Consider the following 15,379-nt stretch of genomic DNA (forward strand, 5'->3'; position numbering starts at 1 on the left):
GCTCTAGATTTGGGATTCTCCGGTTAGTCTCGGCACAGGTTATAGGTGTCTTCAAGGATAGACAGCTCTTCGTTTGTTGGTATTACAAGTACTTTTATCCTACTTCCCTTTGCTGAGATGTCAGACTCTACGTCTTTTATGCACGCTCTGTTGTTTCTTTCAGTGTCTATTTCTATTCCTATTTTTTCAAATCCCTTCAATGCTAGTTCTCTTATTCCATAGTCTGTAACGCCAACACCAGCTGTAAAAACGATGGCATCAACGTTAAAGTCCAAAACTGCAAGGTATGATCCGATGTATTTTTTTATTCTGTAGGCCATTAATTCAACTGCAAGTTTAGAATTATAGTCATTAGCCTCTACTTCTTTCCAAATATCTCTTAAGTCATTTGATTTACAAGAGATTCCAAGCATCCCACTTTCATTATTTAAAATATTTTCTATTTCCCTTGTTGTTTTTTTAAGTAACCTACTCATTAAAGGAATAATTGAAGGATCAATGTCCCCACATCTTGTTCCCATAACCAGCCCTTCAAGTGGAGTAAGACCCATACTTGTGTCATACGAAAAGCCTCCTTTAACCGCATTAATGCTTGACCCATTGCCCAGGTGTAATATGATTAAATTTAAATCCCTACACTGCTTTTTAAGTATTCTTGCAACTCTTTTTGTTATATATGAATAGGATAAGCCATGAAATCCGTATTTTCTAATGTTATAGTCTTTGTACCAGGAATATGGGGTGGCATACATGAATGCATTTGCATTCATGCTTTGGTGCCATGATGTATCAAAACATAAAACTTGTCTTGCATTTGGGAATATCTTAATTGCTGCTTCTATGACTCTAATTGCAACTGGGTTATGAAGAGGAGCAAGTTGAGATATTTCCTTTAATTTAGATAAAACATTTTTATCCAGTAGTAATGAGTTTTTAAAATGTGAACCTCCGTGTACAATCCTGTGCCCTATTGCCTGGATTTCATCCGGGTTGGCCTTTAACTCGGTTAAAATCTTAACCAATCTTTTTAATGCCTCCCTATGCGATTTAATACCAGCCTCTCTTTTCTCCTCCAGACTGCTAGTTTTAATCCTAACTATTGACTCACTTTCTTTTATTTTCTCAATTGCTCCAGATACTAAAACTTGCCCCTCTGCGTACTCGCAAAGCGTAAACTTTAATGATGAACTTCCTGTATTAAGTATTAATATTTTCATATTTTCCCTGTTCTAAAGCAATAAGTTAAGACTCTTATAGATGTAATTAATTTTATTTGATTCTTCAGTATTTTGTAGGTTTAAGAAAACTGAGTTTTTACATTCCGGATTTATTTTTAGTGTGGTAGGATTGTCTTTTATTATTTCCATTATTTTTCTGACAGGAATGAGTTCTGTATTTAAGTATTCGATTTCCAGTAATTTATTTCTTTCTTTAAGGCTTAATATATTGAGTTTTTTTGCAAGTATTTTCATTTCTGCTAGTGTAAGTAGAACGTTTAGCTCTTTGGGAATGGAGCCAAATCGGTCATAAATTTCAGCTCTTATTTTTTTATTTTCCTCTTCACTCTGAATTTCTGAGATTTTCTTATATATCAACATTTTGTCTTGTTCGTTATCCACATAGCTATCGGGGATAAACCCATTGTAGTTGATTTCAACTGTGATTTCATTTTCCTGGGTATTTTTTCCCATGCGAACTTCAATCGCCCTGTTTAACATCGTTAGATAATAATCTAATCCAATAGATTCAATTTCTCCATGTTGTTCTCTTCCAAGTAAATTTCCAACACCCCTTATTTCCATATCCTTCATTGCAACCTTAAAGCCAGCTCCAAGTTCGGAAAATTCAGATATTGACCTCAGTCTTTCAACAGCACTTTCATTTAAACATGAGCCTTCTTTGTACAAAAGATAAGCAAAAGCTTTTTGTGAGCTTCTACCGACTCTTCCCTTTAGTTGGTATAGCTGCGAAAGTCCGAATCTATTAGCATTGTTAATTATTATTGTGTTTACATTTTCAATGTCTATTCCATTTTCAATTATTGTTGTAGCTAGGAGTATTTGATACGATTTATTTATGAAATCGTGCATAATGTTTTCAATTTGATCACCTGTAAGCTTTGCATGAACGGTTGCAATTCTTGCATAGGGAATTATTTTCTCCAGGATTGCTTTTATTGAGTCTAGCTCTTTAATGTTATGATGTACAAAAAAGACCTGTCCATTGCGAGAAAGCTCGTTTTCAATGGCATGCTTAATTAAAGCTTCGTTAAATTCTTCTACATAAGTTTCTATTTTAATCCTGTTTTTGGGTGGGATTTTTAAGACGGATATGTCCCTGAGTTTGATTAACGACATATGGAGAGATCTTGGAATTGGAGTTGCTGATAGTGCAAGGCAATCAACAGATACCTTTATTTCTTTTAATTTTTCCTTTTCTCTTACTCCAAATCTTTGCTCCTCATCAATTATTATGAGTCCTAGGTTTTGATATACAAGATTCCTAGATAGTATTTTGTGTGTTCCAATCATTATGTCAATCTTTCCTATTGCTAGGTTTTTAATAATTTCTCTTTCTGTTGATTTTTTTATAAATCTGCTCAGCATTGCAATTTTGATTGGAAAATTTTTAAATCTTCGTTTAAACGTATTAAAGTGTTGTTCTGCCAAAATTGTTGTTGGAGCAAGTATTGCTACCTGTTTTTTGCCCATTACAGCTTTAAATGCGGCTCTCATTGCTACTTCGGTTTTACCAAATCCAACATCACCGCACAAAAGTCTATCCATTACCTTAAAGCTCATCATGTCTTTTTTAATTTCTGCTATTGCAGTTAACTGATCCGGTGTTTCATCATATGGAAATTCTGACTCGAATAACAATTGCCACTCGTTGTCTTTAGGATATTTAAATCCTTTAATGCTTTCTCTTTCTGAATAAAGTGAAACAAGTTTATCCGCTATATCTTCAATCCTTTTTTTTGCATAAGCTTTTTTCTTTTCCCATGTTTTTGAACTAATTTTGTCCAGTTTTATGTTTTCTATGTTATTCCCAATATATTTCTGGATAAGATGTGTTTGTTCAATTGGAATAAATAATTTTTCATTGTCAGCATATTCAATCTCAATATAGTCCTTTTCAAGGAAGCTTGTTTTGACTCTTTTTACCTGTCTAAATATTCCAATTCCGTGATTTATATGAACAACATAACTATTTTTTTCAACTTCAATAAATGAGTCAATAATTTTTGTTTTTGACGATTCAAAATCTTTATTTATTTTTTGTTTTCTATCAAATATGTCAGATTCAAGAATAATGGCTACTTTTTCCTTGTTTATTATAAGTGAGCTAGATATTTTCAGAACTTTAATTTTTATTTCCGGAAGATCTTTGAAGAGATATTTGAGTTTTTCTTTTTGTGAACTAGATTCTGATGCGATTATTACGCTAAATCCTTCCCTTAACCAGTTAGTCATTTCTTTTTTCGCGAGTATAATGTTTGAAAAAAAGCTAGATTTGCTTTCAATTTGAAATTCTATAACTTCTTCCGTTTGAATGTGTTTGGGTTTTGAAAAGAAGACATTAGTTTCCAACTTTAAGTCTTTTGAATTTGTGAAAATTTCTTTTGGTGTAATTGTCTTTCTTCCTGTCTCTATTGCTTGACTGTAAAGCTTTTCATGCTCTTTATGAATTTTTTTTATCTCTTCTTGCAAGTTTGAGATCTCGAAATTGATAATGGGGATATCTTGATTGATTTCTTGGCCCAGATACGTATCTCCTGTTAATGAATAAAAAAGTTCCTCTGCTTTTGCAGCATGTCTTGTCTTAAGATCTTCAAATAATTCTTTATATTCATTTTCTTTTATTTTTTGCCCTAGTCTGTTCATGTTTGAATCGTTCCATATAATTTCCTTCCTAGGTATGATTTCAAACTCAGAAATTTCATTGCCTTCTTTTAGTTGAGTAAGGGGATTAAATGCTTTTATCTCATCTATTTTGTCAACTTCTAATGTGATTCTTATTGGATCTGTTTTAACAAACGAGTATATATCTATCACCTCTCCCTTTATGGTAAACTCTCCGGGTAGTGTAACTCTTGTTGTTTGTTCATAGCCTAGCTTTATGAGGCTTTTCCCCAACTCCTTTACGTTGATTGTCTTTCCTTTCTGAATTTTATAGATGTTTTTGAACAGTTGTTTCTTATTAGGAATTTTGCCAAGAAGAGATTTTATTTCAACAAGATAGATGCCAGGATTATTTTCATAAAAGTTGACCAAGAATTTTACTCGTTCATTAAAGACTTTGCTTTTTGAACTGATTCCTTTATATGCAAGAGAACTGAAGTAATTGAATTCGTATATTTGATCTGTGATTTGCATTAAATCGGCTTTGATTTCGTCTGATATGTGTTCATTTTTAACTATTAGAATAACACTTTTGTGCTTGCTGTATTCCTTGATTTTATTTATTAAGAAAGCCTTGAAAAATCCTTCACATCCCAATAATGTATACGGTACTTTTTGTTCTACCAGTTGTTTGATTTTTTTTAAATCACTACTACCCCCTAGTCTGGCAGTTAATTCTTTTTCAATATCCATCTTTTACCTTTTTGTTTCTGTAGTTTAGTATAATATTATATATTATAGTTACCATCGGTTTCTTTACGCATAATGTAAGGGTTTTGAGGAGTTTATGGAATTTAGAAGGTTATTTTTGTTTTTGTTGCTTGTGTTTGTTCCTGTTATTCTTTTTTCTAGAGATTACAAAGGTCTTGATTTTAAGATAAGATTTTTCAATCAGTCAATTTATCGTATTAATAGTAATATTTCTGTTGAAGTTTCACTTGCCAACTCATCTGATGATTTGATTGCACTTGAGATGGGGGACATTAATACTTTTGGGTTCGATTTTGATGTTACAGGTACTACCAATATGAGAGTTAAGAGACCTATTGAGTATGTCAAGGATAGATCAAAAAATGTTGCAATTCCTGTCAGAACGCTGACTTTAAGACCTAATGAGAAATTTTCTGTAGTTATGAGTTTAAATCAATTTGTACAGTTTGATAAGGATGGAGTTTATTTTGTAAAGGGTGTATTTTTCCCAGATATTTCGGATTTGCAAAAACGTATAGAGTCTAATGTTATCACATTGTTTTTAAAACCTAGGATGGATGATATTGCTGAGAAGGTAGATTTTTCCAATATTGCATCCAATAGTGAGATACAGGGCGTTTTAAAAAGAGTAAATTTGTCTCCTGATAAGATTGTTGAGTATTTATTTGAGGCATTGCGTCTTGGGGAGAAAGAGAAGTTTTTCTTGTATATCGATATTGAGAGTTTCATCTTAAATGATCAAAATAAGGCATACCTTTATGAACAAGAACTAAAATCAGGTTCTAGTAATATGTTGGAGGAGTATAAGGAATATTTATGGAGCGGTAGTGGTGCTGATATTTCAAAAATTCCTAGTAAATTTTCTATTGTTGAAACAACTTACACAGACTCTACAGGGAAAGTTATTGCTGACTTGTATTTTGATGATAGTCATTTCTATATAGTTAAACGCTATACCTTTTTCTTTAAAAAGTATGATTTTTATTGGATAATTTATGATTATGCTGTTCAGAATACCGGAGTTAAGGAGAAATATTAGTTGCTTAATTTTTGCGATTAAAGGAATTAGTATTTTTTTTGGGATCGTAAGTTCCTTAAGTTTGTATGCAGATTTTAAACATGAGGTGGTTAAAGGGGATACCCTGTATTCTATTTCTCTTAAGTACAAGGTTCCAATAGGGGATCTTAAAAGGATAAATAAGCTGAGTTCTGATAATATTAAATTGGGACGTGCGTTGATTATTCCAAAAGCCTCTGGTGGACGTGAAATCGGCAAGAAGAAGAGCCTTGAAAGGACTGGGATTAGCGATAATGGTTCTAACTCAAAGGTTCATATTGTTAAAGCAAATGATACTATTGAGGGGATAGCAAAGCAGTATGGGATTAAAGACAAGGAATTGCTTGCTTGGAATAATTTAAGTTCTAGGCGTTTGAAAGTTGACTCTAAACTAAAGGTGGATGAGCCCGATTTTTTAAAGCCATATGTGGTTAGGAAGGGTGATTCGCTTTCTAGGTTAGCTTCGGATTTTGATATTAGTAATAAAGATATTATAAGGTTAAATTCTTTGGTGGGCGAAAATTTAATTGTTGGTCAGAAATTGTATTTAAAGAAGGCCTCCAATGATATCAATTTTCATTATGTAAAGAGGGGTGAAACTCTTGGTAAGATTGCATATATTTACGGTGTGACCTCAAAGCATCTTGTTAATCTTAATGGCGAGAAGGCGATAAATTTGAAAGCAGATTCGATTTTAGAGGTTTCAAAGATTGTTGAAGGGAGTTTGTTAAGCCTTGGGAATGCGAGCCCAAAGGTAGAAAAGAGTAGTGGTAAAGGTTTTCTTCTGCACAAGGTGTCTGTTGGAGAGACCCTATATAGTATTGCTCGTAAATATGGGGTTTTGATTGAAGAACTTAAGAGATGGAATAAGTTAGGTGGAAATAATATTTCCTATAAGCAAGAACTTAAAATTTATGACAAACCAAAAGATTCTGATATTGCTAGTAAAGATTTAAGAGCTCCTGCGGAGAAGGTCAGTAACTCTGGGAGTAAGGTTAGAGCTCTTGCAAATGTTAATTCTGCTAAGAATAAAAAGTTGGATTTAAACGTTTCCAGTGTTTTAGGGAGGGGGGATTCTTTTGATATAAGTGCCCTAGTTGTTCTGGATCCTAGAATACCGATATTTGAAGTTAATGGAGATTTTTATTATTGGTATAAACCTAAAAAGATAAGCCAACCGAGTGAATTTTATTCAGAGGATTGGCGCTCACCTCTTAATGCTTACAAGAAGGCAAGTCAGCTTTTTAAAAGTTTTGAAAGTCTTGTCAGATCTAGACCAGTTAAGAATAATAGGCTTAAGAATAAATTAGTAATTATTGACCCTGGTCATGGGGGCCTTGATCCTGGTGCTATTGTTAAAGCCAGAGATGGCCTTGGAAATGAAATTTTTGTTGTTGAAGATGAATACGTTTATGATATTGCCTTAAGGCTTTATGTTTATCTTAAAGAGTATGGAGCCAATGTTGAGCTTACCATTTTGGCTCCCGATCATCTGATCAGAGATAGCGTATCCGCCAATAATACATTTGTTAATGTTAAGAATGAAGTTTACAACGACTATAGTTTAAACAAAAATGATACAGTTGATTCTTGGATAAGTGGAACCCAAGAAGGTTTAAAAAAAAGATTAGCCGTTGTCCGTAAATTTGTAAACAAGTATAAAAATATTGACGAGAAAGACATGCTTTATATTAGCTTGCATGCCGACAATAGTGTAGGGGCACCCAGGAGTATGGGGTTTTATTACCAACATGAAGATGGAAAGAATTCAGATTCACATTCTAGGGCTGTTCTTGAAAAAATTACAAAGGGTTTTAAAAGGAGTGTTTACGTTAAGGGACAAAATCTTTATGTGCTAAAAAATAATATTGTTAAGACCAAATTTTTGGTTGAAGTTAGGAATTTGGCGTTTGATGAGGAAGCTTGGGCGATTAGGTTTGCTAGGCTGAGAGATCAAGATTCTATGATACTTGCTGATACTATTTTGAAAATCTTGTCTTGAAAAGATCAATTACTTCCCAGGAAAGATTGCGATTTAATTGACAAAAAAAAATCAATTTAGGATAATACCTTTAGTGTATTTCCCCTATAGCTCAGTCGGTAGAGCGGGTGGCTGTTAACCACTAGGTCGGAGGTTCAAGTCCTTCTGGGGGAGTTCTGTTTTCTGTGTTGGTTAGCTCTTCTATCTCTTTCCGTTTTATTTTAAAGTAGTTGATCCTTTCAAGTAGCCTTTTGTTATTGCCGTTACCCAGTTGAAAATGTTTCTGTACCTTTTCCCTTCTTTCTCTGGATTGTAGTCCCGTAAGACCAAGTTCTATTAAATCATTTAAGGTTAGATCTTCTTTGTCTCTTCTGTCTGAAAAAGTTGCTACATTTGCTAACACTTTTGTTACTTCAAGTCTAGAGGACATTTCAACTTCTTTATTTTTACTTTCAAGATGAGCATGCTTAATGCTGTCTTTATTTGAACACTTTAGTCTCTTAACTATTTGTTTTCTAATTAAGCTCCCAGCTCTATCACTGTCAGTGAAAATAATTATTCCATGCGTCGCCACAGCGCGCCTTAGCACATTGATAGTTTCTGATTTGAGATAAAAACCTCCAGTTTCAATTACGGCACACCTAAATAATTCTTTTATCCTCCTAGCATCGTCCTTGCCTTCAACTACAATGATTTCTTTTATTATTTCCAGAATTTAGTCCCAATTTTCAAAAAATGATCTAAGCAATTTGATTGCATCTCTGTGGTCTGATATCGCGATTGTTTCTCTTAAAGAGTGCATTGCCCACATTGGAGTCCCAATATCTATGGTTTCAATACCCGTTTGGGCGTTAGTAATAGGTCCAATTGTCGTTCCAGCATTGACATTTGCTTTCAATATTATTTCCTGGACTTGAATGTCGTTTTTCATAGCCAATGACTTAAGTCTTGCATATCCGTGTGCTGTTGTTGCATATTTGAAATTGGCATTACTTTTAATAGTTACACCTTTTCCTAGGCTTACTTCGTATTTTGGGTCATGTTTGTCTATATATCCTGGATGAACCCCATGTGCACCATCCATTGAAATGTGGAAAGATTTGTTTAGCTTTATTAAGTGTTCCTCTCTCTTTAAATTTAAAGCCTCATTAATTCTTTCCAATACTTCTGTCAATAGTTGTGAATCAGCTCCTCTTGAAGTTAAAGATCCAATTTCCTCATTGTCGAAAAACACAGCTACTTTATTCTTGTCGTTGTTTGTGTGCACAAATGCATTCATGATGGCGTGACATCCAGATTTGTTATCAAGATTTTTTGATGCTAAAAATTCACCCTCGCTACCAATTATTTTAGAAACCTCGGATGCTGTAAAGATTAAGTCGCAGGATAGAAAATCTTTCTCCAATATGTTGAGTTTATTCAGAATTATTTCTTTAATGCTTTTTTTGAGACTGGTAATAACTACAACATTTTCATGGGTATCATATGCAAATCCCTCATTAATCTTTCGGTTTAAATGAATTGCAACATTTGGTATAATTCCAATGTTTTCAATTGTTATTAGTTCCGAATTAATAATTCCATCTTTATTAAAGTACACAATACCTGCCAAAGTTAAATCTCTGTCAGTCCAAGTCGAAATAATTGGACCTCCATAAACTTCGATATGATTTGAAAAAACATTTCCTTTGTTCTTTATAGACTCTATTTTAAGTTTTAATCCGGGGCTGTCAGAGTGCGCACCTGCTATCAAAAACGGCTCGTGTATCTTATCGGTATTTATGTTAAATGCAATAAGAGAAGTGCCTTCTTTTTTAATATAGTAATATCCTGCTTCTAATTTCCATTTCTCAGTAAGCTTTAATTCCTGAGCATTAAGGTAATGTACCAATTTCTGCTCAATGTAATTTACTAGATGGTAAGGAGTTAGGCTTGCATCTAATAGGTTCTGGAAATGCGATATATCTAGAGTTCGCTCGTTCACTGTCAGTGTCCTCCTGATGTTTTGTTTTTATTGTTTTTATAACTTATATACTATTATAATAGTCGATATGTGTATATATTGGTAAGGAGATTTAATGAAGAATTTTTGTAAATTGTGGTTCGCGTCTTTAACTTTTATTGCTTGTACAGCCAGTACAACAGTTGCTTTAAGGGATAATATGAGCGGAACAGTTTCAGTGGTGTTTAATGTTAACCCGGAGTTTGAAAGGATAAAGAGAGAGCTTGTGGCTACTCTTGGAGGGGAGGAAGTAGCCAGGATGCCTCTTTTTCCTGTCGATGAGATAAGAAAATATTTTAAAGATATGGGAAAAGAATCAGGCCTCAGTCTTTTGGAGATTGAGGAGAAGGGTGATTCTCTTAAACTTGTTATTGGGTTTGATAGTTTGGTTAAGGTTCTGAAGAATTATTTAGAAAAGGAAAAAATGCCACTATTAAAGGTAGAGAACAAGAATGGCAAAAATATTATTGATATTGATATTAATATAGAAAACGTTACAAAGATTATTAATGAGAATAAAGAATCAATAAACGACGTCCTTGCAGCTCTTCTTCCATCAGAGGAAGTCCCAATGACTGGAAAGGAATATAGAGATGTTCTGGTTTACTTTTTATCAGATTTTACTAGCAGGGCAGGTGAGCTCATAGATGGTTCTAATCTTAAGATTAAGATAAAAACTTCAAGGAAAATTCAGGAACAATTTGGCTTTAAGCAAACTAATTTAAATAATCTAGAATTTGAATTGAATATGGTTGAGGGCTTGAGCCTAGAAAATCCAATAAAATTAAGATTGGTCTATTAAGGCTTCCATATTAAAAGAAGTAGTAGTCAATTCTCCCTTTTCATAAGTCCCAGTGATATTGCTGTTACCACGCTTCCTATTAGTATGGATGTTATCCACATTAGGGGGTTGGTTACTATTGGAAGGATGAAAATTCCTCCATGTGGAGCCATGAGTTTTACCTCAAATAATGCAGACAAAAAGCCCCCTATTGATGATCCTAGTATGCAGGCAGGTATTACCTTTAAGGGGTCTGCTGCTGCTAGGGGTATTACGCCTTCTGTAATAAAACATGCCCCCAGAAAATAGCAAATTTTACCAGTTTCTTTCTCTTCTTTTGAAAACTTATTGCTGAAAATACTGGTCGCAATCGCTACCCCAAGTGGAGGAATCATTCCACCTGCCATTATGCTTGCGTGGGGGATATAGTTGTGGGCAGTTATCATTGCGATTCCAAATGCGTATGCCGCTTTGTTTACAGGCCCTCCCATATCTATTGCCATCATTCCTCCTAGCAGGGCACCAAGCAATGCCATATTTGTCCCACTGAGTGTGTTTAACATATTGGTTATTGATATGTTGATAAACGAAATTGGTGCTAGTAGGATATGCACCAGAAACCCTGATATAAGTACTGAAAAAAAGGGATAGATTAAAACAGGGTTTATTCCGCTTAAAGTTTGAGGTATGGCCTTACGGCTTACTGACTTTACGCCCAAAGTTATATATCCTGCAATAAATCCCGCCAATATTCCACCAAGGAAACCGGCGTTTTCTTTGCTCAGCATGAGCCCTGTAATCATTCCAGGAGCAAGACCGGGACGCTCTGCTATGCTGAATGAAATGTAGCCGGCGAGCATTGGAATCATTAAGAAAAAGGCATTTTCGCCCCCGATTTTCATCAAAATATCTGCTATTTTATTATAGTTTGGATCATTTTTATCAAATGCTTTAATTCCAAACATGAATGATATTGCAATTATTATTCCTCCTGATACTACAAAAGGAAGCATAAAGGAAACACCATTCATTAAATGTTTATATGCTCCAATTGTTTTTGTGACTTGTTCGTTTTTTGTGCCTACAGTTTTGTTTTTATAAATTTGTGCTTTGTTTTCAAGGATATTTTGAATAAGCTCCTTTGCCTTGTGTATGCCATCTTTTACGTCAACTTCAATTAATGGTTTGCCATTAAACCTTTCCTTTTGGACAGTTTTTCCAGAAGCAATTATTATACCCCTTGCTCTTATTATGTCTTCTGTTGTTATTGGGTTATCAATTCCACTGGAACCATTAGTTTCCACTTTTATCTCTACATTTAGTTCATCAGCAGCACGCCTTAGGCTTTCGGCTGCCATGTATGTGTGGGCAATGCCCACAGGACAAGCCGTTACGGCGAGGATAAAGTCTGTAGAGTTAGATTTATTGATTGCCTCGTCTATTTTATTACTTAAAAGAATTTCTGTGAGCCTACTTTTATCGCTTGTGTTCATAATTTCTTCTCTTAATATTCTGTTACTAAATATGCTGTTAAGAGCAGAAATTACTTTAATATGTGCATTTCCTGTAACCTCTTCAGGAACAGCCATCATAAAGAATAATTTTGAACGCTTCGCGTCAGAAGCATTAAAGTCAAATCCCTCTCCCTTAACTCGCAATATAGCGATGCCATGTTTTTTGACAAAACTGCCCCTTGCATGCGGCATCGCAATGTGTTCCTCAAGGCCTGTTCCATTTGTTTCTTCTCGTTTTTTTACACTCTTTATAAAAGTTTCTTTGTCGTTCAGATATCCGTTTTCACTAAGCATAGTTGCCATTCTTTCAATTACATCATCCTTGTTTTTAGTCTCATAGTCCAATAAAATTAGGTTTTCAAAGAATAAATGTTTCATAGAAAAGACTCCTTGTCATAAACAGTATATAATACATGATGGTAAACCATATAATTATTTAATGATTTTATCTAATTATGAGGAGGCTGGCTTGATATATACTTTAACTCTTAATCCTGCTGTTGATTATAAGATAGTTGTAGATGGATTTCAGGAGGGGCGTCTTAATAACACTCTTATGAGCAGCTTTTTTGCTGGTGGTAAGGGTATAAATGTCAGTAGTGTACTTAAGAATTTTGATACGGAAAGTATAGCGTGTGGGTTTTTGGGTGGATTTACCGGTAGTTATATAGAACATTTTCTTGATTTGAAAGGAATAAAACATGACTTTGTTAGAATAGCTGAGCATACTAGAGTAAATATCAAAATGATGTCTAATAAAGAAGAAACAGAAATCAACGGAAATTCACCTGTAATACTTGAGAGTGATTTTCAGCTTTTGATTTCAAAACTGGAGCAATTAAATAATAATGACATATTGATAATGTCTGGTAGTGTTCCAGATTCACTTGGTCATAGGGCGTATAACGAAATAGGTAAGCATATTTCTGACAATGTTAGTTTAATTGTTGACACCAGTGGTATGGCCTTGCAGGAAGCTTTGGAGCTTAAACCTTTTTTAATAAAGCCGAATATTAAGGAATTTGAGGGGCTTTTAGGTATCAAGTTAAGTTCTGTTGGGGATATAATCAGGGCTGGATATGGGTTGATAGATAAGGGTGTTGAAAATATCATAGTATCAATGGGAAATAAAGGAGCTGTTCTTTTAAGGGCTCAAGATTCCTATTTGGCTACTGTTCCAATATTTGCCTCACCTAGTACAGTTGGGGCAGGAGATTCTGTTGTTGCAGGGTTTGTATATGCCTACTGTAACGGGGAGTCCCTCTATCATTCTTTTAAGTTCGGGGTTACATCGGGTACTGCGACAGCACTTAAGGGGCAACTCTGTAGCCTTGAGGATGTCAAAAAAATTCTGGCTAACGTTAAAGTCGAGCAGATCTTACCGTAAAAACATCAGACTCACAAGAGCGCTGTGCGGCAGATCACACACACGCGCTTTCACCAACACAAAAACAAACACAAGAGCAAGCATCTTCAAATACCGGGAGCGACGGGTCTCGAACCCGCGACCTCCTGCGTGACAGGCAGGCGTTCTAACCATCTGAACTACACCCCCAAAAACAACACTCTAGAAGTATATTGTTTTTATTTTTCTTTGTCAATTTATTTTAATGCGTATAGTTGTGCCCATATTTTTGAATCTCTATCTATTGTTTTTCGACTAACATTCTTAATGATACCTTCGCTTGATATTATTTCTATGCTTTTCCTAGCTCTTGTTATTGCGGTATAGAGCAGCTCTTTTGTTAAGAAAGGATGATCCTCTATTATGGTTACTACATTTTCATACTCAGAGCCTTGGCTTTTGTGTATTGTTGTGGCAAAGCTGAGTTCATATTTATTTAACAAGTTAAAATTTATTTTTTTATATTGTTCATTTTCTCTTTTAAACAAGGCGTAAATTTTGGAATTTTTCTTAAATAGAATACCCCTTTCTCCGTTAAATAAATCATTTTTATAGTCATTTTGAGTAATAAGAATGATTTGTCCAACTAAATTACCATGAATTCTTTTTAAATACATTTTTATGCTTTCGTTTACCCTTTTTGTCCCAAATTTTCCAAAATTTCTTGAACATAAGATGGTTTTTTTAGTTAGAACATCAAGAATTGATTCTATTTTGTCATCTGTTAATAAGTTAAGGTTAAAACTGTAAGTATTTTTGTATAGGGTTTTTGTGTAATTTAGCAGTTCATTTTCAATGCTTATTTTGTTTATTTCCTTTAAGACTATGCTGTTACTATTATTAATTTGATTAAAGATTAAGTCTTCATTTTCTTTGTATATTGCTTCTGCTAGTAAGACAATCTCACGATTGCTTCTGAAATTCTTTTTAAGTATTTCTACAGCTTCATTGCTTATGTCTTTTATTTTAACAAGGCTTTCATATACATTACCTCCAGATATTGATGGAAGTTGATTTTTATCTCCCGTTATTATAAGTTTTGTTTTTATATTGATTGCCTTGAGTAATTTTAAGAAAGTGCTTGCGTCTATCATAGATGTCTCGTCAATTATGATTATGTCGAATTCTAAAGGATTCTCTTCATTGTATTTGTAACCTTTGTTGATAAATGAAATTTTTAGTAATTTTTGCACCGTACCATGTTCTGTTTCAAGGTTTTTAAATATAGATTTTAAGCTTGATTTTAGCTTTTGAATTGCTTTCCCCGTTGGCGCCATCAAGGCTACTTTTTGTCTAGCTTCTAAATTAATATCAATTGCTTTTAGAATATAATTGATAGTTGTTGTTTTTCCTGTGCCAGGACCGCCGCTGAGTATAAAAAAGTTACTTTTTAAAGCTTTTTCAATTGAGCTTACTTGCTCTTTACTTAAGCCTTCAGTATTTAAATTTGTCATTATATTTTGTACTCTTTGTTCGCTAATTTTACTTCTGCTATTTTTAAGTCTTTCGTCTATCTTTTTAATTAATTCTTCTTCTTCCCTGAAATTTTTTTGAGTGTAGATATTAATATTATTTTCCAGTATTAATGGGGTTGTTATTTTTTCACCTAACTTAAAATCTCTTATTACATTACGTTGCTTTAACAATGACACCATTTCGTTGATTTTAGTTATTCTTGTAAATTGTTTAAGCTCTTCTAGTATTTTTATTGATTTTCTATGAAATTCATCCTCTTCTTCAAGACCAAGGTAGGCACCCTCTATTGTCTTTCTAATATTTTCTGTTAGTAAGTCAATATTAGCTCTTAAATGTCCTTTAGAAAAATAATCGAACAAAAATATTAAGAATATGGTAAGCTCTTTATGTTTTTTGTCTCTGATTTTACCTACAAGGAGATGAGATTTACAATAATTTTCTATGTTTATATTCAACGTTTCAAGTAGTTCGTAAATTTTGATTTCGGGAGATAAGTAATTTCTTTTATCATCTTTTAAGAATTCTCTTAAGACTAAATAATTTCTCATAT

At 33.8% G+C, this 15,379-nt stretch carries 10 protein-coding genes and 2 tRNA genes; 5 read left to right on the forward strand and 7 right to left on the reverse strand.

The genetic code is table 11. The features are described from left to right. Positions 1-23: 23 nt before the first annotated feature. Together LKV13_RS03160 and mfd are read right to left on the reverse strand one after the other, a co-directional pair. Positions 24-1,217 (reverse strand): acetate kinase, encoded by a 1,194-nt coding sequence (locus LKV13_RS03160; RefSeq protein WP_229089305.1) that lies wholly within the window; start codon positions 1,215-1,217, stop codon positions 24-26. Between the two features lie 12 nt (positions 1,218-1,229). Then, complete coding sequence (gene mfd / locus LKV13_RS03165) at positions 1,230-4,595, reverse strand: transcription-repair coupling factor (protein ID WP_229089309.1); 3,366 nt, start codon at positions 4,593-4,595, stop codon at positions 1,230-1,232. Between the two features lie 94 nt (positions 4,596-4,689). Between mfd and LKV13_RS03170 the strand changes: the two genes are divergently transcribed. The 3 genes from LKV13_RS03170 to LKV13_RS03180 all read left to right on the forward strand — a co-directional run bounded on the left by LKV13_RS03170 (position 4,690) and on the right by LKV13_RS03180 (position 7,825). Beyond that, positions 4,690-5,652, forward strand: a complete 963-nt coding sequence (locus tag LKV13_RS03170) for a hypothetical protein (RefSeq protein ID WP_229089313.1) — start codon at positions 4,690-4,692, stop codon at positions 5,650-5,652. Continuing rightward, the gene (locus LKV13_RS03175; protein ID WP_229089316.1) at positions 5,609-7,672 is read left to right on the forward strand and encodes a LysM peptidoglycan-binding domain-containing protein; all 2,064 of its coding nucleotides are present in this window, start codon (positions 5,609-5,611) and stop codon (positions 7,670-7,672) included. The genes LKV13_RS03170 and LKV13_RS03175 overlap by 44 nt, the downstream gene beginning before the upstream one ends. An 80-nt stretch (positions 7,673-7,752) precedes the next feature. Beyond that, a tRNA-Asn gene (locus tag LKV13_RS03180) sits at positions 7,753-7,825 on the forward strand. On the opposite strand, the gene rnmV is transcribed toward LKV13_RS03180, so the two are convergent. Both rnmV and LKV13_RS03190 read right to left on the reverse strand, forming a co-directional pair. Next, the gene (gene rnmV / locus LKV13_RS03185; protein WP_306701197.1) at positions 7,794-8,366 is read right to left on the reverse strand and encodes a ribonuclease M5; all 573 of its coding nucleotides are present in this window, start codon (positions 8,364-8,366) and stop codon (positions 7,794-7,796) included. The genes LKV13_RS03180 and rnmV overlap by 32 nt on opposite strands. Continuing rightward, positions 8,367-9,635, reverse strand: a complete 1,269-nt coding sequence (locus tag LKV13_RS03190; RefSeq protein WP_229089317.1) for a M18 family aminopeptidase — start codon at positions 9,633-9,635, stop codon at positions 8,367-8,369. 94 nt (positions 9,636-9,729) lie between these two features. Between LKV13_RS03190 and LKV13_RS03195 the strand changes: the two genes are divergently transcribed. Further along, the gene (locus LKV13_RS03195) at positions 9,730-10,455 is read left to right on the forward strand and encodes a hypothetical protein (protein WP_229089319.1); all 726 of its coding nucleotides are present in this window, start codon (positions 9,730-9,732) and stop codon (positions 10,453-10,455) included. Between the two features lie 26 nt (positions 10,456-10,481). Here LKV13_RS03195 and LKV13_RS03200 read toward each other — a convergent pair whose 3' ends face one another. After that, a complete protein-coding gene (locus LKV13_RS03200) occupies positions 10,482-12,326 on the reverse strand; it encodes a fructose-specific PTS transporter subunit EIIC (RefSeq protein ID WP_229089321.1) in 1,845 nt (614 codons plus the stop codon). Positions 12,327-12,417: 91 nt separating this feature from the next. Between LKV13_RS03200 and pfkB the strand changes: the two genes are divergently transcribed. After that, entirely contained in the window at positions 12,418-13,335 is a 918-nt protein-coding gene (gene pfkB / locus LKV13_RS03205; protein WP_229089323.1) for a 1-phosphofructokinase, read from the forward strand. Between the two features lie 94 nt (positions 13,336-13,429). On the opposite strand, the gene LKV13_RS03210 is transcribed toward pfkB, so the two are convergent. Further along, positions 13,430-13,503 (reverse strand) — tRNA-Asp (locus LKV13_RS03210). A gap of 47 nt (positions 13,504-13,550) precedes the next feature. After that, a complete protein-coding gene (gene recD, locus LKV13_RS03215; protein ID WP_229089325.1) occupies positions 13,551-15,377 on the reverse strand; it encodes an exodeoxyribonuclease V subunit alpha in 1,827 nt (608 codons plus the stop codon). Between the last annotated feature and the right edge of the window lie 2 nt (positions 15,378-15,379).

Source organism: Candidatus Borrelia undatumii (assembly GCF_020882015.2).
Taxonomy (GTDB): domain Bacteria; phylum Spirochaetota; class Spirochaetia; order Borreliales; family Borreliaceae; genus Borrelia.